The sequence below is a fragment of the Kiloniella sp. EL199 genome (assembly GCF_900313065.1).
Taxonomy (GTDB): domain Bacteria; phylum Pseudomonadota; class Alphaproteobacteria; order Kiloniellales; family Kiloniellaceae; genus Kiloniella.
Window position 1 is genome coordinate 295,375 of record NZ_OMPU01000006.1, and the last position, 21,252, is coordinate 316,626.

The 21,252-nt window shown below is 44.7% G+C and carries 19 protein-coding genes; all 19 read left to right on the top strand.

Annotated elements, in window-relative coordinates:
• Positions 1-14 precede the first annotated feature (14 nt).
• Positions 15-791 carry a type III pantothenate kinase gene (locus D9A03_RS04765; RefSeq protein WP_120496061.1) on the top strand — a complete coding sequence of 259 codons (777 nt, stop codon included), beginning with the start codon at positions 15-17 and terminating at the stop codon, positions 789-791.
• A gap of 12 nt (positions 792-803) precedes the next feature.
• Positions 804-2,489 carry a ribonuclease J gene (locus tag D9A03_RS04770; RefSeq protein ID WP_120496062.1) on the top strand — a complete coding sequence of 562 codons (1,686 nt, stop codon included), beginning with the start codon at positions 804-806 and terminating at the stop codon, positions 2,487-2,489.
• Positions 2,490-2,503: 14 nt separating this feature from the next.
• Positions 2,504-2,908: a methylmalonyl-CoA epimerase gene (mce, locus tag D9A03_RS04775; RefSeq protein WP_120496063.1), complete on the top strand. Its 405-nt coding sequence runs from the start codon at positions 2,504-2,506 to the stop codon at positions 2,906-2,908.
• An 18-nt stretch (positions 2,909-2,926) separates the two neighbouring features.
• Positions 2,927-3,169: a DUF1467 family protein gene (locus D9A03_RS04780; RefSeq protein WP_120496064.1), complete on the top strand. Its 243-nt coding sequence runs from the start codon at positions 2,927-2,929 to the stop codon at positions 3,167-3,169.
• Between the two features lie 154 nt (positions 3,170-3,323).
• Positions 3,324-3,737, top strand: coding sequence for a hypothetical protein (locus tag D9A03_RS04785; protein WP_120496065.1), 414 nt, complete (start codon positions 3,324-3,326; stop codon positions 3,735-3,737).
• Between the two features lie 173 nt (positions 3,738-3,910).
• Positions 3,911-5,230 carry a proline--tRNA ligase gene (gene proS / locus D9A03_RS04790; RefSeq protein ID WP_120496066.1) on the top strand — a complete coding sequence of 440 codons (1,320 nt, stop codon included), beginning with the start codon at positions 3,911-3,913 and terminating at the stop codon, positions 5,228-5,230.
• Between the two features lie 26 nt (positions 5,231-5,256).
• Positions 5,257-6,501, top strand: coding sequence for a lipoprotein-releasing ABC transporter permease subunit (locus D9A03_RS04795; protein WP_120496067.1), 1,245 nt, complete (start codon positions 5,257-5,259; stop codon positions 6,499-6,501).
• The gene (locus D9A03_RS04800) at positions 6,494-7,174 is read left to right on the top strand and encodes an ABC transporter ATP-binding protein (protein ID WP_120496068.1); all 681 of its coding nucleotides are present in this window, start codon (positions 6,494-6,496) and stop codon (positions 7,172-7,174) included. The genes D9A03_RS04795 and D9A03_RS04800 overlap by 8 nt, the downstream gene beginning before the upstream one ends.
• A gap of 189 nt (positions 7,175-7,363) precedes the next feature.
• Complete coding sequence (gene dnaE, locus D9A03_RS04805) at positions 7,364-10,849, top strand: DNA polymerase III subunit alpha (protein ID WP_120496069.1); 3,486 nt, start codon at positions 7,364-7,366, stop codon at positions 10,847-10,849.
• 219 nt (positions 10,850-11,068) lie between these two features.
• Positions 11,069-11,917, top strand: a complete 849-nt coding sequence (rpsB, locus tag D9A03_RS04810) for a 30S ribosomal protein S2 (RefSeq protein WP_120496070.1) — start codon at positions 11,069-11,071, stop codon at positions 11,915-11,917.
• A gap of 98 nt (positions 11,918-12,015) precedes the next feature.
• The gene (gene tsf / locus D9A03_RS04815; protein WP_120496071.1) at positions 12,016-12,942 is read left to right on the top strand and encodes a translation elongation factor Ts; all 927 of its coding nucleotides are present in this window, start codon (positions 12,016-12,018) and stop codon (positions 12,940-12,942) included.
• Between the two features lie 178 nt (positions 12,943-13,120).
• A complete protein-coding gene (pyrH, locus tag D9A03_RS04820) occupies positions 13,121-13,837 on the top strand; it encodes a UMP kinase (RefSeq protein WP_256386284.1) in 717 nt (238 codons plus the stop codon).
• Between the two features lie 53 nt (positions 13,838-13,890).
• Positions 13,891-14,412, top strand: a complete 522-nt coding sequence (gene frr, locus D9A03_RS04825) for a ribosome recycling factor (protein ID WP_254054984.1) — start codon at positions 13,891-13,893, stop codon at positions 14,410-14,412.
• Positions 14,413-14,438: 26 nt separating this feature from the next.
• Positions 14,439-15,155 carry an isoprenyl transferase gene (locus tag D9A03_RS04830; RefSeq protein ID WP_120496072.1) on the top strand — a complete coding sequence of 239 codons (717 nt, stop codon included), beginning with the start codon at positions 14,439-14,441 and terminating at the stop codon, positions 15,153-15,155.
• Positions 15,118-15,942: a phosphatidate cytidylyltransferase gene (locus D9A03_RS04835; protein ID WP_162937977.1), complete on the top strand. Its 825-nt coding sequence runs from the start codon at positions 15,118-15,120 to the stop codon at positions 15,940-15,942. Before D9A03_RS04830 ends, D9A03_RS04835 begins: the two co-directional genes overlap by 38 nt.
• 80 nt (positions 15,943-16,022) lie before the next feature.
• On the top strand, positions 16,023-17,144 hold the full coding sequence (dxr, locus tag D9A03_RS04840; RefSeq protein WP_120496074.1) for a 1-deoxy-D-xylulose-5-phosphate reductoisomerase: 1,122 nt from the start codon (positions 16,023-16,025) through the stop codon (positions 17,142-17,144).
• Positions 17,145-17,258: 114 nt separating this feature from the next.
• Positions 17,259-18,347, top strand: coding sequence for an RIP metalloprotease RseP (rseP, locus tag D9A03_RS04845; RefSeq protein ID WP_120496387.1), 1,089 nt, complete (start codon positions 17,259-17,261; stop codon positions 18,345-18,347).
• Between the two features lie 54 nt (positions 18,348-18,401).
• Positions 18,402-20,690, top strand: coding sequence for an outer membrane protein assembly factor BamA (bamA, locus tag D9A03_RS04850; protein WP_120496075.1), 2,289 nt, complete (start codon positions 18,402-18,404; stop codon positions 20,688-20,690).
• Positions 20,691-21,251: an OmpH family outer membrane protein gene (locus tag D9A03_RS04855; protein ID WP_120496076.1), complete on the top strand. Its 561-nt coding sequence runs from the start codon at positions 20,691-20,693 to the stop codon at positions 21,249-21,251.
• The last annotated feature ends 1 nt before the right edge of the window (position 21,252 follow it).

Below are 21,252 nucleotides of genomic sequence, written 5' to 3' on the forward strand. Positions count from 1 at the left end.
GACCGAGACAGACAATGCTTCTTGTTATTGATTCTGGTAATACAAATGTGGTTTTTGCCGTTTATGACGGGCATGAGCAAAAGGGATATTGGCGCGCGACCAGTGACAGTAAAAAAACGGCGGATGAATACGCCGTCTGGTTAACCCAGTTGATGGCTTTGAAAGGTCTGGAACCCAAAGATATAACGGGGGCCATTCTGGCCAACGTTGTCCCGGCGTCAAACTATAATCTCAAAACACTGTGTCAGAGTTATTTTTCCTGTACGCCGTTGATGGTTGAATTGGGAAAAATTGATCTGGGTTTGAAAGTAAATATCGATCAACCGGAACAAGCGGGCGCTGACCGTCTTGTAAATGCTGTGGCTGGTTATCAACGTTATGGTGGAAATCTGATCCTGATTGACTTTGGGACCGCGACGACTTTTGACATTGTTGGTGCCGATGGCGCCTATGAAGGTGGCGTGATTGCGCCGGGTGTTAACCTGTCTATTGAGGCGCTTTATATGGCGTCTGCAAAACTTCCCCGTATAGATATTAAAGCCCCTTCGCAGGTGATTGGTAAAGCAACAGTTCCTGCCATGGAATCTGGTATCTTTTGGGGCTATATATCTATGGTCGAAGGCATGGTACAACGCATCCGTGATGAGTATGGCGCCCCGATGAAAGTTATTGCAACTGGTGGTTTGGCTCAGTTGTTTGATACGGCGACAGATGTCATTGATCATATTGATAAAGATGTAACGCTACGTGGTTTGATCGCCATCTATGAATTAAATAGTCAAAAGACTTAAGTTAGGTAAGAAATGCGTAAAGCGGTTGTCGCTAAAAAAGACGAACTCTTTTTCCTGCCCCTTGGTGGTACAGGTGAAATTGGAATGAACCTGAACCTCTATGGCCATGACGGTAAATGGTTGATGGTGGATTTAGGAATTTCCTTTGCCGATGGGGCACGATATCCGGGTATTGATGTCATTATGCCGGATCCAACCTTTATTGAAGAGCAAAGAGAAAATCTTGTCGGCCTGGTTTTAACTCATGCGCACGAAGATCACATTGGTGCTGTACCGCATTTATGGTCTGAATTGCGTTGTCCGATCTATTGTACGCCTTTCACCAAGTCCATGGTCTATTCCAAGTTGGTTGAGGCCGGTATTGAAGATGAAGCAGAAATTACGGTTATTCCGGTTGCGGGTACCTTTACCGCAGGGCCATTTGAAATTGAATTGGTTTCCATGACCCATTCCATTCCGGAGCCGGCTTCTCTGTTAATCAGAACTGCGTGCGGCACAGTTTTCCATTCAGGTGACTGGAAATTTGACCCAGAACCTTTGGTCGGACCGCACTATGACAAAAAGCGTCTTCAGGCTTTGGCTGACGAAGATATTTTGGCGATGATCAGTGATTCAACCAATGTGATGTCAGCCAGTGAATCCGGTTCCGAAGCATCTGTCCGCAACGGACTTGTTGATGTTATTTCAAAATGCACTGGCCGTGTTGCCGTGACGTGTTTTGCCAGTAACGTCGCAAGGGTTGAATCTGTTATGAAGGCTGCTGAAATTTGTGGCCGTCGGGTTGTGTTGCTTGGGCGTTCCATGCACAGAATATATGCTGCGGCCCGTGAAAACGGTTATCTGAAGAATGTCGCACCGTTGCTGTCCGAGGATGAATTTTCCTATATGCCCAAGAGCGAGGTTCTTGTTCTTTGTACGGGGAGTCAGGGTGAACCACGGTCTGCGCTCTCACGCTTGTCAAAAGATGGTTTCAAGCACGTGTATCTGGAAGAGGACGATACGATTATCTTTTCGTCCCGCATAATTCCGGGAAATGAGACATCAATTTTCAGATTGCAAAACAACCTGTCTGAATTGGGTGTGCGTGTGATTACTGATCGGGATGAACATGTTCATGTATCCGGCCATCCGGGGAAAGAAGAAGTTCGCAAGCTTTATGAATGGGTACAACCAAAAATCTCTGTACCGGTTCATGGCGAAGCGCGACATCTGCGCGCCCATGCCAAACTGGCTGCTGAATGTGGTGTCCAAAATCAGATCGTAGCTAAAAATGGTGACCTTATTCGATTGGCCCCTGGAAAAGCAGAGAAAGTTAAAGAAATAGATTCTGGTCTTCTGGCTATAGAAGATCGCCGTCTTATTCCGATTGATAGTCCGATTATCAAAGCGCGTCAGAAAATGATGTATAACGGATCGGCGGTTATTTCATTGGTTATTGACGAAGCGAACAGATTAGCAGATACGCCACAACTGACTGTTCAGGGAATTCTTGATCTTGATGAGGAGTTTGAGGACTTTGAAGATGTTATCGACTATCTGAAAGATATTCTTGGTTCACTGAAAAAATCTGAAATGAAAAATGATACGATTGTTCGCGAAGTTGCCATTCGTGCTGTACGGCGTCATTTCAACAAGATTTATGACAAGAAGCCTGTTACGGATGTTCATATTATTCGCTTGGCTTCCTATCTGGATTAAAAGGGGTTTTAACAATGATTGGTCGTTTGAATCATGTGGCGATTGCAGTGCCCGATTTGAATGCAGCAGTAGCTCAATATCGTGATGTGTTAGGGGCGGAAGTAACTGAAGCAGTTGATCAACCTGATCACGGCGTAACGGTTGTTTTTGTCAATCTTCCCAACACCAAAATAGAATTTCTTTATCCCCTGGGTGAGAATTCGCCGATCAGTAATTTTCTGGAAAAGAACCCCGCAGGTGGTATTCATCATATCTGTTATGAGGTGGATGATATTATTACTGCACGGGATAAACTTAAGGCAGAAGGGGCAAGAGTTCTTGGAGACGGTGAGCCGAAAATTGGTGCGCATAACAAACCAGTACTTTTCCTCCACCCAAAAGATTTTTGTGGAACCCTTGTTGAGCTGGAACAGGCTTAAGTCGAGAGAGTATTAAAAATGAACTGGGTTACAGGTATTCTTGTTTACGTCATTATTTGGTGGTTGATATTTTTCATGGCGCTTCCCTTTGGAGTTCGAGCCGAAGAAAATCCTGAAGTTGGTCATGAACCCTCAGCGCCAAAAAATCCCATGCTCTGGCGCAAAGCACTGATTACAAGTGCCATTGCGGGTGTTTTGTGGGGTGTTGCCTATTACGTTATTACCAACAAATTGATCACAATTGGTGAGCTTGCTTATTAGTCATAGATGGCAAGCAAGAAAGCATTATAGATTTATAAACGGCCTGCTGATAGTATCATCAACAGGCCGTTTTTGTGACTCATTTTCTTAATATGGTGTGGTAATGCTTTGTTATCATTATTTTTATATGCGAGTTTTTTTCCGGGTCTTGGCTATGGTGTTCATGTTTTTTCTGGGCATGATTACTGTCGTACATGCGGAAGTAAATTCATCGGAAGATGGTGTGATCACGATTGAGGAAGAAGATTGTCGTCGTTTGGTATTACACCACCCAAACGATGATGTTGCCTATACACCGGGGGTCACCAAAAGAGGCAAAAAAGTTGTTCCGGCAGATTTGAATGCACAGCCGATTGTTCTGCCTGAAGTTATTCGTATTCCGATAACCGTTGATATGTTCGAGCGCTATAATATTCCTGCCAACAAAGCGAACTTTGAGGCGAATGCCGAGATTGGTGTTGTTGAAGTTCACAAAAATGGAGAAGCCTTTTTCAATGGGCAGCGGTTGCAAAGTGAAGAGCAGAGAGAATTATCTCTGAAGTGCCAGGAAATATTAGACCACGAGTAATTTTATTGTTTGTTCCCTGATATCCTGTGAAGGGAAAATTTCTTAGGAAAAGCTTGTTTTTCTGTCATGGACAAGTGCCATTTCATCCCATATATATGACCGCATACATTTCAGCCTTATAACTGAATTGTTCCTTATTTATTATTGATCTCATAGCATTCCAGGATATCCAGATGCGCCTTTCTGCTTATTTCCTTCCAACACTGAAGGAAAACCCAACCGAGGCACAGATTGTCTCTCACCGTTATATGCTTCGTGCGGGCATGATCCGTCAGGCAACATCTGGAATTTATTCTTGGTTGCCGATGGGCCTGAAAGTCCTTCGCAAGGTTGAGCAGATTATCCGTGAAGAGCAAAACCGGGCAGGGGCTCAGGAAATTCTGATGCCAACTATTCAGCCTGCAGACCTGTGGCGTAAGTCTGGCCGTTATGATGATTACGGCAAAGAGATGCTGCGTATCGAAGATCGTCATGGACGTGATATGCTCTATGGACCAACCAACGAAGAGATGGTCACAGAAATCTTTGCCAATGCTGTAAAGAGCTATAAAGATCTTCCAAAAAATCTGTATCACATCCAGTGGAAATTCCGGGATGAAGTTCGTCCGCGCTTTGGTGTGATGCGTGGTCGTGAGTTCTTTATGAAAGATGCTTATTCTTTCGACATTGATTTCGAGTCAGCCAAAGCAGCGTACAACCGTATGTTTGTTTCTTACCTACGCACCTTTGAGCGTTTGGGGCTGCGGGCAATTCCAATGGCTGCTGACACAGGACCAATTGGTGGTGATCTCAGTCACGAGTTTATCATTCTTGCCGACACGGGTGAGTCCGAGGTGTTCTGTCATTCTGATTTCCTTGAAAAAGCATCTCCTTCTGTTGATGTTGACTATAGTGGTGATCTACAGCCGATTGTTGATGACTGGACAAGCATCTATGCGGCAACGGATGAGATGTACGTGAAAGAAGACTTCGAAGGTTCTGTTCCTGAAGATAAGAGAATGCAGTGTCGCGGTATTGAGGTCGGACATATTTTCCACTTTGGTACAAAATACTCTGAGCCAATGGGGGCTTATGTCCTCAACAGCGAAGGTGAAAACGTTCCTGTCTTCATGGGGTCCTATGGTATCGGTGTTTCCCGTCTCTTGGGCGCAATCATCGAAGCAAGCCACGATGAGAACGGTATTATCTGGCCGGAAGCGGTGGCGCCTTATAAAGTTGGCTTGATCAACCTGAAAGCCAAAGATGAATCCTGTGCAAAAGCTTGTGATGATCTCTATCAGAAGTTCAATGCTGCTGGTGTTGATTGTCTTTACGATGATCGTGATACTTCTGCTGGTGCTAAATTCAAAGACATGGATCTGATCGGTTTGCCGTGGCAAATGGTTGTCGGACCACGTGGCCTTAAAAATGGCGTAGTTGAGTTGAAAAATCGCAAGACCGGTGAGAAAGAAGAGCTAACATTGGAAGCTGCGCTTTCTAAATTGGGCCTTTAGTATTTAGACGGGAAGAGAGATAGTCGATGGTTTTTGGTGCTTTTGAGCGCATGGTGGCCTTACGCTACCTCCGGTCCCGTCGTAAGGAAGGGTTTATTTCTGTCATTGCGGGCTTTTCTCTTGTTGGCATTGCTCTGGGCGTTGCGACCCTGATTATTGTCATGGCCGTGATGAACGGGTTCCGCCAAGAGCTTCTTGGCCGCATACTCGGTGTTAATGGCCATCTGGCCGTTGTTGGTGTTCAAGGTGATCTGGTTGATTATGAAACCATTGCGGAACGAGTGAGTGCCTTGTCCGGCGTAACCAGTGCAACCCCCCAGGTACAGGGGCAGGTTATGGTGACAGCCAGTGGCACCGCTACGGGGGGCTTGGTCCGAGGTATGGCCCCGAAGGATCTCAAGGCACGTAAACTGATTGCGGAAAAGATTGTTGCCGGATCACTGGATGATTTCACGGGCGATAATGTTGTTATTGGCGAGCGCCTTGCCAGAAGTTTGCGCCTTGGTGTCGGAGATAAAATCACGCTGGTATCGCCGAACAGCTCTGTCACTGTATTTGGCTCTATTCCACGTCTCAAAGCCTATACCATTGCTGCGCTTTTTGACATTGGCATGTATGAGTACGACAGCAGTTTTATTTACATGACACTTGATGCCGCACAGATCTTTTTTGAATTGCCTGAAATGGTAAATACGATTGAGGTCTTTGTGGATAATCCTGATCTGACCAATGTTGTGCGCCGTGATATTCACAATGAAATTGGTACGGGAATTGTCACACGGGATTGGCAGCAAAGTAACGCCAGTTTCTTTAATGCCATTCAGGTCGAACGTAATGTTATGTTCCTGATCCTGTCGCTTATTATCCTCGTTGCGGTTTTTAATATTGTTTCCGGCCAGATTATGCTGGTGAAGGACAAGGGACGCGATATCGCGATTCTTAGAACAATGGGGGCAACCCGGGGAATGATTCTCAGGGTTTTCTTCCTGAGTGGGGCATCCATTGGCGTTATCGGGACACTGGCTGGTTTTGTTCTCGGCTTGTCTTTTGCAGAAAACATCGAAACAATCCGGCAGTGGCTGGAAGGCTTGTCCGGGACCAATCTTTTTGATGCCGAGATCTATTTCCTTTCTAAGTTGCCAGCAGTTGTTGAAACATCTGAAGTTCTTCAGGTCGTTGGCATGGCTCTGTTCTTTTCATTTCTCGCCCCGATTTTCCCGGCATGGCGCGCAGCACGGTTAGATCCTGTGGAGGCTATTCGTTATGAATAAGGAAATGAAAGGCCTATCCCTTGCCGGTGTAAATAAGACTTATAAACAGGGAGCAAAAGAGCTTCATGTGCTTAATGATGTCAGCTTTGATATCAAGCCGGGGGAGTTGGTTGCGCTGATCGGCCCTTCCGGGGCGGGTAAGTCAACTTTGTTGCATAGCGCAGGGCTTTTGGAAAAACCTGATAGCGGTGACATTCTGGTTAATGGAACCCCTTCGGCTTCGCTGAACGATAAAAGCAGAACAGCACTGCGCCGTGATACCATTGGCTTTGTTTATCAATATCATCATCTGCTCCCCGAGTTCTCGGCTGTAGAAAACGTTATTCTGCCACAGATGATTACCGGATTATCCCGTAAAAAAGCACATAAACGTGCCAGCGAGCTTCTGGACACTGTCGGTCTTGGCGAACGTATGGTTCATAGACCAGCCGAACTTTCTGGTGGTGAGCAGCAACGTGTTGCGATCGCCAGAGCCTTGGCCAATGCACCGTCTGTCCTTCTGGCTGATGAACCAACGGGTAATCTGGATCCGGAAACGGCAAACAGAGTTTTTGAACTACTTCTAAAACTTGTTCGTTCTGTGGGACTTACAGCCTTGATTGCAACACACAATCATGAATTGGCGGGACGTATGGATCGGGTCCTTCATTTTGAAAATGGTAAAGTTCGTTAAATTATTTGCCTGAGATATTACTTTGTGAATGCTCGTTAAGTGTCTGTATTTGAAGTGTAATTGATAATATGAATGAAAGCTCGATGCTGATTGGTGTCGGGTTTTTATTTTGCCTTTTTTGATTAATCTGGAGTATGACTGAGCTTGGAATTTTTGCGTTACAGTTTTATTTAGTTTGAGAGTTTCTTTATGGCGTATGCTGACTTTGTTCATCTTCGGGTTCATACAGCTTATTCCCTTTCCGAGGGTGCTATTAAAGCCAAGGAACTTGTCGAGCTATGCAAAAAACATGATATGCCGGCTGCTGCCATTACGGATAGTAGTAACATGTTTGGGGCACTGGAATTTTCGCTGACGGCCAAGGGTGCTGGCGTTCAGCCAATTCTCGGTACGCAGTTAATGATTGCGCGTCCTGATGCGAACAAACGAACGGGTGCCATCGTCCCCGAGCCAGATCAACTCGTTCTTATTGCCCAAAATCAAAAGGGTTATATGAATTTGATGCACCTGATTTCCCACGCCTTCATGGAGACGGAAACTGGTCTGACGCCACAGGTCACTCTGGTGGATTTGGAACGCTGTAATGAGGGGCTGATTGTCCTGAGTGCGGGGCCAAAAGGGGCTGTCGGACGTCTGTTGTACGAAAACAGGGATGCTGATGCTGAGGCTATTTTTACGCAACTGGCAGGTATTTTTCAGGGCCGTTTTTATACTGAGTTGATGCGTCATGGATTAGCAGAAGAGCAAGAAATTGAAGATCGTTTGATTGATCTGGCATACAAACATGACGTACCGCTGGTCGCAACAAATGAAGCCTTTTTTGCTGCTGATGATATGTACCTTCCGCATGATGCCCTGATTTGTATCGCGGAAGGGGCGTATGTTTCACAAAGTGAGCGTCGTCGGCTGACGTCTGAGCATCGGTTTAAATCTGCCGATGAGATGAAGCGGCTTTTTGCAGATATACCAGAGGCTATTCAGAACACTCTGGTTATTGCGCAGCGTTGTTCGTGGTTTGTCGAGCCTATTGCCCCGATCCTGCCGCCATTTGATACGGGGGATGGGCGCTCAGAAACCGAAGAGTTACGCCATCAATCCGAAGTTGGATTGGAAGGTCGTCTGGAAAAGCACGTCTTTACGTCTGATATGGACGAGGCAAAGCGTGAAGAAATTGCAAAACCCTATCGCGATCGTCTTGATTATGAGTTGGGGATTATCGAACAGATGGGGTTTCCCGGCTACTTTCTTATTGTTGCCGACTTTATTATGTGGGCCAAAGACCACAATATCCCGGTTGGCCCCGGACGTGGATCAGGGGCAGGGTCCGTGGTGGCTTGGGTTCTGACCATTACCGATCTTGATCCGCTACGCTGGGGATTGCTTTTCGAGAGGTTCTTGAACCCGGAACGTGTGTCTATGCCTGACTTTGATGTGGATTTCTGTCAGGACAAGCGTGATCAGGTTATTACCTACGTACAGGATAAATACGGGCGGGATAAGGTCGCGCAAATTATTACCTTTGGTAAACTGCAAGCTCGGGCGGCATTGCGGGATGTCGGGCGAGTTTTACAGATGCCTTACCCGCAGGTAGATCGCTTGTGTAAGCTTGTACCAAACAACCCGGCCAAACCAACATCATTGCCAGAAGCGATTGCACAGGAGCCTCAGCTCAGGGAAATGGCCAGAACGGATGAAACCGTTGATAATCTTTTGAACATTGCGCAAAAGATCGAAGGTTTGTTCCGTCACGCGTCAACCCACGCTGCGGGTGTTGTGATCGGGGATCGGCCCCTTGATCAGTTGGTGCCACTCTATCGCGATCCGCGTTCAGATATGCCGGTGACCCAGTTCAACATGAAGTTTGTTGAGCAAGCCGGGTTGGTGAAGTTTGATTTTCTTGGCTTGAAAACTCTGACTGTGTTGGAGCGCGCTTGCGAATTTATTCGCTCTGCGGGAACGCCGATTAATCTCAGTGAAGTACCACTGGATGACAAAGCTTCTTTTGATTTGCTTGGGCGTGGAGATACCGTTGGTGTTTTCCAGCTGGAATCCACTGGTATGCGCGATGTTCTCAAGCGCATGAAACCCGACAGGTTCGAGGATATCATCGCGGTCGTGGCCCTCTATCGTCCAGGACCGATGGAGAACATCCCAAGTTATATTCTTCGCAAAAAAGGCGAAGAGACCTCTGATTACATGCACCCCTTGATCGAAGATATCCTGAAAGAAACCTACGGGATTATGATCTACCAAGAGCAGGTGATGCAGATTGCCCAGAAGCTCTCTGGCTATTCCCTTGGCGGTGCGGATCTCTTGCGTCGTGCCATGGGTAAGAAGATCCAGGCTGAAATGGATGCGCAGCGGAAGATCTTTGTCGAGGGTGCGGTTAAGAACGATGTGAAGGCCGAGAAGGCAGACGAGATCTTTGATCAGGTCAATAAGTTTGCTGGCTATGGTTTTAACAAAAGTCACGCCGCGGCCTATGCGCTGGTTGCGTATCATACGGCTTATCTAAAGGCGAATTATCCTGTGGAATTCATGGCGGCAACCATGACCTATGATATCTCTAACACAGATAAATTGAATATATTCCGGCAAGAACTGTCACGACTTGAAATTCCGTTGCTGGTGCCGGATATCAACAAGTCCTATGCCGAGTTCATGGTTGAAACTATGGATGATGGCAACAAAGCGGTTCGTTATGCGATGGCTGCGGTTAAAAATGTCGGTGAGCAAGCCATTGAGAACATCACAAACGAGCGTAAGGAAAATGGTCCCTTTAAAGACCTGACTGATTTTGTTGGTCGTGTCGATTCAAAGACGATCAATAAACGACTTGTTGAAAACCTCTCTAAAGCCGGAGCTTTTGATAGTCTGTCACCTAACAGGCAACAGGTTTTTCTGGGGGCGGAGAACATTGTTCGTAATATTTCTGCGGCAGCACAGGAGCGAGAGAGTGATCAGGTTAATCTATTTGGTGGTGATGATAACACGACCATGATTGATCTGGCTTTGCCGAAGGTGCCGGATTGGCCTGATCTGGAAAAGCTGAAACATGAATTTGATGCTATTGGCTTTTACCTCTCTGCACATCCCATTGATACCTATACTCAAATTCTAAAGCGTTTGCGCGCTGTTAATATTGCGGAGGCTATTGACCAGACCAAGAAATACAAAGGGCAGGATGGTCCTCTTAAAATTGGTGCCATTGTTGTTGGGAAACAGGAGCGTATTTCCAAGAAGGGCTCTAAATTTGCTTTTGTGCAGATTTCTGACGCACATGGTACGATTGAGGCAATGGTCTTTTCGAATGTACTGATGGCTAGCCGCGAAATTCTGGAAAGCAACGTTCCTTTGTTGGTGATCCTTACAGGAGAAGTGAAGCCGGACGATGATGAACCCAGGTTTCTTCTTCAGGCAGTCACGCCACTTGATGATGCGGCTTCCTTAACGGATACGGGCCTGAAACTGTATATTAACTCTGACAAACCTCTGGAGCCGCTCAAAACGATACTAGACAATCATGCGGTAAAGGGACGAGGGCGGATATCAGTCGTTCTGGGGTTGAAAGACGGTCAGGAGTTGGAATTGGAACTCCCAAAAGGCTATACAGTTTCGCCTTCTATTCGTCAGGCGATCAAAGCGATCGAGGGTATAGATCTGGAAGAGGTTTAGTTCCCTATATCTGATACTTTTCATGATATAATTATGATGAATGCATTTATGGGTGAGAAAAGACTTGCATCCTTTGCTCTAGAAGAGTATCACCCGCAACATCACTAAGACAACACGTAGGTCTAACGAGAGCAATTTGTTCGTCGTTTCTGGTGTTTCCATTCTGGATGGAGATTACGGCTTACGGAAGTTTAACCGGAAGAGAAAAGGTTTTATTCTATGGCGCTTCCTACATTTACAATGCGTCAGCTTCTAGAAGCTGGTGTTCACTTCGGTCACACAACTCGTCGTTGGAACCCGAAAATGTCTCAGTACATTTTTGGTGCACGTAACGGCATCCATATTCTTGATCTTGAGCAGAGCGTACCAATGCTCCACAAAGGTCTTGCCTTTACACGTGAAGTTGTTGCCGGTGGCGGTCGCGTTCTGTTCGTTGGAACAAAGCGTCAGGCAAGTGAGAAAATGGCTGAAGCAGCAAAACGCTGTGGTCAGTACTATGTTAACCACCGTTGGTTGGGTGGAATGCTCACTAACTGGAAAACAGTTTCTAACTCTATCCGTCGTCTGAAAGAGCTTGATGAGCGTCTTGAGAACGATCAGGGTGGCCTGACTAAAAAAGAACTTCTTAATCTTACTCGTCAGCGCGATAAGCTAGAGCGCGCTCTTGGCGGAATTAAGGAAATGGGTGGCATTCCTGATGTGATCGTTGTTATCGACACAAACAAGGAACACCTTGCAATTGCTGAAGCAGCGAAATTGAAAATTCCTGTTGTTGGTATCCTTGATTCAAATTCTGATCCAGCTGATATCACGTTCCCAATTCCTGGTAACGATGATGCAATCCGTGCGATCAGCCTTTACTGTGATCTCTTTGCTGATGCGGTTATCGATGGTCTACAGCAAGAGCTGACTGCTTCTGGTGTAGATGTTGGTGCTTCTGAAGAAGCTCCTGCTGAACAGCTGCCTGAAGAGAAAACTGCTGAAGAAGCACCTGTTGCTGAAGCGCCAGCCGCTGAAGCTGATTCTGAAGAGAAGCCTACTGCTGAAGCTGCTGCTGCCGAAGCTTAAGCTGTTCGCAAATGAACGATTGGAACGGCGGCTCCTATGCCGCCGTTCTCGTACTTGTGTCTATGTTTTGATATTTAATTTCTGAAAAGAGATAGAAAATGGCCCAGATTACTGCTGCTCTGGTTAAAGAACTCCGGGATCAGTCCGGTGCCGGCATGATGGATTGTAAAAAAGCCCTTGCCGAAACTGATGGTGACTTAGAAGGAGCCGTTGATTGGCTTCGTAAAAAAGGCCTTGCTGCCGCTGCTAAAAAAGCTGGCCGTGTAGCTTCAGAAGGTCTTGTTGCTGTTTCTACTGATGGTGCCAAAGGTGCTGTAGTAGAAGTTAACGCTGAAACAGACTTTGTTTCCCGTAACGAACAGTTCCAGTCTTTTGTTAAAGCTGTTGCTCAGCAAGCTCTGACTGCTAACGGTGATGTCGATGCTCTTGCAAACTCTGCTTATCCAGGTGGTGAAGGTACGGTTGCTGACGTATTGACGAAAAACATCGCTACTATCGGTGAGAATATGAGCCTGCGTCGCACTGCTTCTTTGGAAGTTAGTGAAGGTGTTGTTGCTTCTTACATCCACAACCAGACTGCTCCTGGTCTTGGTAAAATTGGTGTGTTGGTTGCGCTTGAATCATCTGGTGATGCAGCCAAGCTTGAAGCATTTGGTAAGCAGGTTGCAATGCATGTTGCTGCCGCTAATCCACAGGCACTTGATCGTGATTCTGTTGATGTCGCTGCTCTTGAGCGCGAGAAAGAAGTTCTTTCTGATCAGGCACGTGCTTCTGGTAAGCCAGAAGAAATCATCGAGAAAATGCTCGTTGGTCGTCTTCGTAAGTATTACGAAGAAGTATGCTTGCTAGAGCAGGGTTATGTTATCGATGGTGAAAATTCTGTCGGTAAAGCTGTAGAGCTTTTTGCTAAAGAACTTGGTGTTCCTGTAAAACTAACTGGTTTCGTACGTTTCCAGCTTGGTGAAGGCATCGAGAAAAAAGAAGAAGACTTTGCTGCTGAAGTTGCTGCGACACTCGGTAACTAAGTAAATCACGAATTTGGCCGCGATCTTTTCTACCCAAAGGGGGAGAGGTCGGGGCCATTTTTGTATTCAAAATCACTTGCTTCCACTAGGATTGTCTTTTTTAGAGCACATTTTTACGATAAGAATAGTGTTCAGATAACAGGATGATTTGGTATCGCAGTGGACAAAGGAGATCTCTGTGACAGACGCACCCAAATATAAACGTGTTCTTTTGAAGCTTTCTGGTGAGGCGCTTATGGGGAATGGTCAGTTCGGGCTTGATCCTGAAACTGTAAATCAGATTGCGCTCGATATTAAAGAAGTCGTCACAATGGGCGTAGAGGTCTGTGTTGTTGTTGGTGGTGGAAATATCTTCCGCGGTCTTTCAGGAGCTGCTGCTGGTATGGAGCGCTCGACTGCTGACTATATGGGAATGCTTGCAACAGTGATGAATTCGTTGGCAATGCAGAATGCTCTGGAACAGGTCGGTGTTGAAACCCGTGTTCAAACAGCTATTCCTATGGATACCGTTGCTGAGCCTTATATTCGTAGACGTGCAGAACGCCATTTGGAAAAAGGGCGGGTTGTTATTTTTGGTGCTGGTACAGGTAATCCTTATTTCACAACCGATACGGCTGCTGCTTTGCGCGCCTCGGAAATGGGATGTGAGGTCTTACTTAAAGGCACAAAGGTTGATGGTGTTTATTCAGCTGATCCTGTGAAAGACCCAACAGCAGAACGCTTTGAAACTCTTTCCTATAAGCGTGTCTTTACAGATGATTTAGGTGTTATGGATCATTCTGCTATTGCACTGACGCGGGAAAATAATATACCGATTATTGTGTTTTCTATTTATGAAACAGGTTCTTTCGCCAAAGCTGTTGGCGGTGAAGGTTGTTTTACTATTATTAAATAAGAAGGGGATAGGCTGTGTCGCAAGATGCCCTCATTAAAGATTTATCACGTCGTATGGATGGTGCGCTAGAAGCGCTGAACAAGGAATTTACCGGATTGCGGACAGGTCGTGCGTCTATTGCGCTTCTTGATCCGATTATGGTTGATGCCTATGGCGCTTCCATGCCTCTTAATCAGGTTGGTACTGTAACTGTACCTGAATCCCGTATGCTTGCTGTGCAGGTCTGGGATAAATCAATGGTTGGTGCTGTTGAAAAGGCAATTAGAGAATCTGGTCTTGGTTTGAATCCATCTCCTGATGGACAGCTTGTTCGTGTCCCTATCCCACCACTTTCTGAAGAACGCCGTAAAGAACTTACAAAAATCGCTGGTAAGTATTCCGAACAGGGAAAAGTAGCTGTACGGAATGTGCGCCGTGATGGCATGGAAGCTCTGAAGAAGATGGAAAAAGATGGTGAAATCTCTCAGGATGAAATGCATAGCTGGGGCGATGAAATCCAGAAAATAACAGATGCTCATATCAAGAAAATTGATGAAGCAACTGCGCAAAAAGAAGAGGAAATCATGCAGGTTTAAGGCTGCATGATTATTCTGATCTAGCGATGACAAAGGGAATACCAAAGCATATTGCCGTCATAATGGATGGCAATGGGCGCTGGGCTAATGCAAGACATTTGCCCAGAGCATTCGGGCATCGCAAAGGCGCGGAAGCTTTACGTGAACTCCTTAAATCTGCAATAAAAATTGGTATTCCTTATATGACCTTTTACAGCTTCTCGTCAGAGAACTGGAATCGTCCTGAAAGTGAAATCAATGATATCATGGGATTGTTGCGCAGGTATCTGCAAAGTGAATTGGCAACATTCCATAAAGCGGGTATTCGTTTAAAGGTCATCGGGGATCGCTCCAAGCTTGCAACGGACATTGTGCGTCTGATTGAAGATGCCGAAATGCAAACCCGCGACAATACTAAGATGACAGTTGTCATGGCTTTGAGTTATGGCGGGCGGCAAGAAATTGTCGACGCTGCAAGAAAGATCGCCAATAAAGTTAAAAACGGTGATTTTCAGAGTAATGAAATTACAGAATCCTCCTTTGGGCAGGAGTTGTATACGTCGGATATTCCTGATCCCGATCTACTAATACGTACTAGTGGCGAGATGCGTATCAGTAATTTCTTGCTATGGCAGCTTGCCTATAGCGAAATGGTTTTCATTGAAAAATATTGGCCCGATTTTTCTGAAAAAGATTTGATTTTGGCTATTGAGGAGTACCAGAAACGTGAACGACGTTATGGATCCGCAGCCGAAACGGCCTAAAAAAAGCGACCTTCTGGTTCGGTCGCTTTCTTCTATTGTTCTTGGACCACCTGTTCTTGCTGCTGTTTATCTGGGCTCTCCCTATAGTGATGTGCTGATTATTGTTTCCGGGGTTATTCTAGCGTGGGAATGGGCTGCGCTGTGTTATCGGCGTAGGATTGAAGCGCCGGGGTGGTTTTTGATCGTTTCTATTGCTGGGTTGTTGATGCTTGGTGCTTTTGGGTACGTTGGTCTTTTTGCCCCGGCCCTTTTGTCTTGTACAATTTTTCTCTATTTGTATATGCGATTTGTCACTCGGAACTCTGATCGGGCATTTTGGTTGACGTTGGGGTTATGTTATCTTTCTGTAACAACATACGCCTTACTTTGGCTTCGCAATAGCTCTGGAAACGGTTTTGAAACTGTTCTCTGGATTTTGCTTGTTGTTTGGTTGACGGATATTGGGGCGTATTTTTTTGGAAAATCGATTGGCGGCCCCAAGATAGCGCCAAGTATAAGTCCAAAGAAAACATGGGCAGGTTTAATCGGTGGGATGATTTCTGCTGCTGTAATTAGCTATATTTTTGCTGAATTTACAGAACTTTATGATCCATTGATCCTAAGTATCTTCGGGGCAAGTTTGGCTGTTGTTTCTCAAATGGGTGATTTTTTCGAATCTCATATTAAGCGCAGGTTTGACGCAAAAGATTCGAGTAACCTTATTCCTGGGCATGGTGGTTTGTTTGATCGGGTCGATGGGCTTTTGGCGTGCTCGCTTTTGGTTTTTCTTATTCATCTTGTGTACTAAAGCAGCCGTCGTTATGTGCGTTAATCAAACACAAGTCGTCTTAAGGTAAGGGTACTGCGGTGAGAAAATCTATAACTGTCATGGGCTCTACAGGGTCAGTTGGCTCCAGTACCATTGATTTATTAAAACGATCGCCAGAGTTGTTTGATGTTCAGGCTTTAACAGCGAATAGAAACGTCGATTTGCTGGCGCAGCAAGCCGTTGAACTCGGTGCAAAAATGGCTGTTGTGGCCGACGAGAAAGCATACAAAGATCTGAAATCTGCTTTATCTGGTCGAAATATAGAAGTTGCGGCAGGTGAAAATGCGTTGCTGGAAGCAGCAGCACGTCCTTCTGATCAGGTTATGGCTGCTATCGTTGGCTTTGCAGGGTTAGCACCGACGCTGACCGCAATTCAAAGAGGTGCAACCGTTTTACTGGCAAATAAAGAAGCACTTGTTTGTGCCGGGGATTTGATGGTTGAGGAAGTCCGTAAAAATAACGCGACTCTTCTGCCAGTGGATTCAGAACATAGCGCTATATTTCAGGTTTTTGATTTTGAACATAAATCTGGTGTTGATCACATTACTTTGACGGCATCAGGCGGTCCATTTCGATGTTTTTCACAGCAAGAAATGGAAGCTGTTACGCCGCAACAAGCGCTTGCTCATCCTAACTGGGATATGGGGGCCAAGATTTCAATCGACTCTGCTACGATGATGAACAAAGGGCTAGAACTAATTGAAGCAGCATATCTGTTTGGATTATCTGAGGATAAGATAAAGGTTCTTATCCATCCACAATCGATTATTCACTCTACAGTGAGCTATATTGACGGATCGGTTCTTGCCCAATTAGGCGACCCGGATATGAGAACGCCTATAGCTTGTGCGCTGTCTTGGCCTGAAAGAATGGATACGCCTGTTAAAAAACTTGATTTGGCAGAGATATCCAAACTTACTTTTGAAACACCCGATGAGGATAAATTTCCAGCTCTTGAGATTGCGAGAGAAGCATTGCGAGATCATAAAACTATTGTTTTCAACGCGGCAAACGAAGTTGCTGTGGAAGCATTTTTACAAGCAAAGTTGTCTTTCTTGGGCATTCCAGAGCTTGTCAGAAAGGCAATTGATTCTTTTGATTCAATTGACACGATCACTCTTGAATCTGTTAAAATGCTGGATAAAGAGGTTCGCAACTGGAGTAAGATACAGATAAATTGATCCTTTTGCGGAATTTGTGCAGCAAAAAAGCTTTTGAATAGGAGAGCAAAAGGCTAGTATGCCGTGCCTCTTGAACAACATGATTATAATGACAACGGTAACAAGACATATCTAATGACAATTATTTCGTCTATTCCCGCTTTTTTAATACTTTTGACAATTTTGGTATTCTTTCATGAGCTCGGCCACTACTGGATTGCGAGAAAGAATGGCGTAAAGGTAGATGTTTTTTCTGTTGGTTTTGGCCCTGAACTGTTCGGGTTCTATGATAAAAATCAGACACGATGGAAGTTCAGTATTATCCCCTTGGGTGGTTATGTGAAGATGTTTGGGGATGCAGATGTTACTAGCTCAACATCTGCTGAAAATTCTGCATTATCCCCTGAAGAACTTAAAACTACTTTCAAGAATAAATCTGTTGGGCAGCGTGCTGCTATTGTTGCTGCAGGACCGATTGCTAACTTCATTTTAGCAATTGTTCTTTTTACGGGCTTGTATAGTTTTGTGGGACAGCCTTATTCTGCAGCTGTAGTTGCCAAAGTTATGGAAAACAGTGCGGCAGAGGCTGCCGGTTTTCAAATCAATGATAAAATTATTGAAGCTGCTGGTACAAAAATAGACCGCTTTGAGCAATTACAACGACTTGTTCAGTTAGGATCAGGAGAGCCAATTGATGTTGTTGTTGAGAGGAATAGTAGTGTTATTAATCTGACGGTCAAGCCAAAGGTTGATATCTATACCGACCATAATGGGCGTGAAGCTAAAAGATGGTTAATTGGTATCCAGAGCGATCAATCATCTGTTAAAGCACACGATTTTTTATCTGCATTTCGTGCAGCAGTAGTTGAAACATATGATGTTTCTATAGGTACATTCAAAGCAATTGGGCAAATATTTAATGGACATCGCTCTGTTAAAGAACTTGGTGGACCAATCCAAATTGCTAAAATATCAGGAATGGCAGCCGAAGCCGGGATTGAATACTACATTGGTTGGATGGCAGTGTTGTCTATTAATTTAGGCCTCTTGAATTTGTTGCCTGTTCCAATGTTGGATGGTGGACATCTGCTGTTTTATATAATTGAGGCGGTTTCTGGTAAACCGCTAAATGAACGAGCTCAAGAATATTGTTTCCGAATAGGACTGACTCTGGTATTGAGCTTAATGTTATTTGTGACCTGGAACGATTTATGGATTATGTAAGTCGTTCTAATCTGCTTGTGAAGTTAAGATCATACGGGTTACCCGGGGGTAAATGTGTTTCGTAAGACGCTTTTTTTGCTATTAATTGGGGGATTGTTTCTGGTTGTTGAAGCTGGGAATAGCCAAAAAGCTTTCGCGCAGGCGCTTATGTCTGGTGGAACCATCGATAATATTATTGTCGAGGGAACGCAGCGTATCGAGCCTGAATCTGTTCGCTCCTATATGGAAGTAAACCCTGGCGATACCTTCGATCCGATTCTTTTAAACCGTTCTCTTAAAAGTATTTTTGCGACGGGACTTTTTGCAGACGTATCTCTGAAACGTCAGGGGGGCGATCTTATTGTTGTCGTCGTTGAAAATCCTATTATCAACAGGATTGCCTTTGAGGGTAATCAACGTATTAAAGATGATATACTCTCATCTGAAACGTCCCTGCGTGAAAGAGTCGTGTTTACACGTACTAAAGCCCAGGCGGATGCTCAAAAGATACTCGAGCTTTATCGCCGATCTGGCCGATTTGCTGCGACTGTTGAGCCCAAAGTTATCCAACTACCCCAAAACAGGGTTGATTTGGCTTTTGAAATCAGTGAAGGCGATCGTAGTTATGTGACAACTGTCAACTTCATTGGCAACAGGGAATTCTCTGACGGTAAGTTGCAAGATGTCGTCTCGACCTCGGAAACTGTTTTTTGGAATTTCCTTACCGATAGCGATACCTATGATCCTGATCGCTTGACTTTTGACAGGGAACTTCTTCGCAGATTCTATCTGAAAGAAGGCTACGCAGATTTTGAGGTTCAATCTGTCATTGCAGAGTTAACTGCAAATAGAGAGTCTTTTGTTGTTACCTTCACTATCTCAGAGGGTGAGAGATATACATTTGGTGCAGTAGAAGTTGACAGTGCGTTAAAAGATTTTGATCCAACAACTGTTGAAGATCAAATTTTGCCTGAGCAAGGTGAATGGTTTAATGCTGATCTTATTGATAAAACAGTTGATAATTTAACAGATGCTGTCGGTAATTTAGGGTATGCCTTTGTCGATGTTAAGCCACAACCTGACAAAGATACTGAGAACAAGGTTATTGATCTTGTCTTCAGTATTTCTGAAGGTGCAAAGGTATATGTCGAACGTATTGACATTGAAGGTAACAGCCGAACGCTTGATAAAGTTATTCGTCGTGAGTTTAGACTTGTCGAAGGCGATGCTTTTAACAGCTCAAAGCTGAGACGATCCAGAACACGTATTCAAAGACTTGGTTTTTTCCAGTCGGTCAATGTTGATAATGAGCCCGGTAGCACACCAGATCGTACCGTTATTAAGGTTGATGTCGAAGAACAATCCACAGGTGAACTTACATTTGGGGCGGGTTTCTCTTCATCATCAGGGCCTTTGGGTTCGATTGGTATTCGAGAGAGAAATTTACTTGGAAGAGGACAAGATCTTCGTTTCAATATTGCATTGGCGGGGTCTGGTTCCGAAGCGGATGTTAGTTTTACCGAGCCTTATTTCCTGGATAAAGAGATCGCAGCTGGTTTCGATATCTTCCGTGTGACAAGGGATGAGGACAGCCTTTCTTTTGAAGAAAAGAAAACCGGTGGTGCACTGCGTGTTGGTTATGACTTGTCAGAAGAATTGCGACAGGTTCTTCGGTATCGTTTCGAACATATTGAGATCGATGATATTGATAGAGATGCTGCGTCTCTTGTTAAAGAGCAAGAAGGAACTACCATCAAGTCTGCTATTTCATCAACTCTTACCTATGACAAGCTTGATTCTCGGGTCAATCCAACTGATGGCTATCTTCTTACATTAGAGAATGAAGTTGCTGGTCTTGGTGGTGATGTCCAGCATTTGAAAGTGTCTCTAGGTGGAACTCATTATTACTCATTTAATGAAGAGTTTATACTGAGAACACGCGCTGAAGTCGGAAACATAATTGGTCTTGATGAAGATACGAGGATCGTTGACAGGTTCTTCCTTGGTGGAGATAAACTTAGAGGCTTTAAAAGTGGTGGTGTTGGTCCCCGAGACAGAGCTAGTGATGATGCTTTGGGCGGAAAGCATTTTTATAATGGCGGTCTAGAACTTACATTCCCTCTTGGTTTACCGGAAGAGTTTGGCCTTAAAGGTCGTGTATTTACAGATTTTGGTGCGACCTGGAATATTGATGGAAACGATTCCGGGGTAGATGATTCCTCAAATCCAAGGGTTTCTGTTGGTACGGGGGTAACCTGGAATTCTCCTTTTGGACCACTTGCGATGGATCTTGGTTTTGCCACATTAAAAGAAGATTATGACGAAACCGAAATTTTCAGCTTTAGCTTTGGGACTAATTTCTAAGTGATACATACTCGATTCAAAAATATATTCTTAGCCGTTTTTGTTCTTGCGTTTATTGCAAACGGTATGAACTTCGTATCTGGGGCCAGTGCACAAAATTTGCAGCTTAAAATTGCTGTGATTGATACAAAAAAAGTTTTGCAAGAATCGCAAGCTATGAAGCAGGTGAACCAGACTGTTACAGGAAGAAAGAACCAATTTCAGCAAGAATTCAGGCAAAAAGAGCAAGGGCTTTTAACTCAGCATCAGGAACTTGTTCGTCAAAAGTCCATTCTTTCGCCGGAAGCATTTGCACAGAAAAAAGCGGATTTGGATAAACAGGCAGCAATGATTCGCAGTGAAGCCAAAGAAAGAAATAAAGGACTTACTCAGCTTAGAAATTCAGGCTTGAATGAAATCAAGAAACACCTTGATGTTGTTATCAAACGCATTGTGGAAGCAAAGAAGCTTGATTTAATATTGGCAAAAACATCGCTTGTATATTCAGGAAACAGTTTGGATATTACAGATGAAGTTACTAAAAATTTAAATACTTCATTACCTGCTTTGACAATTAAATAAT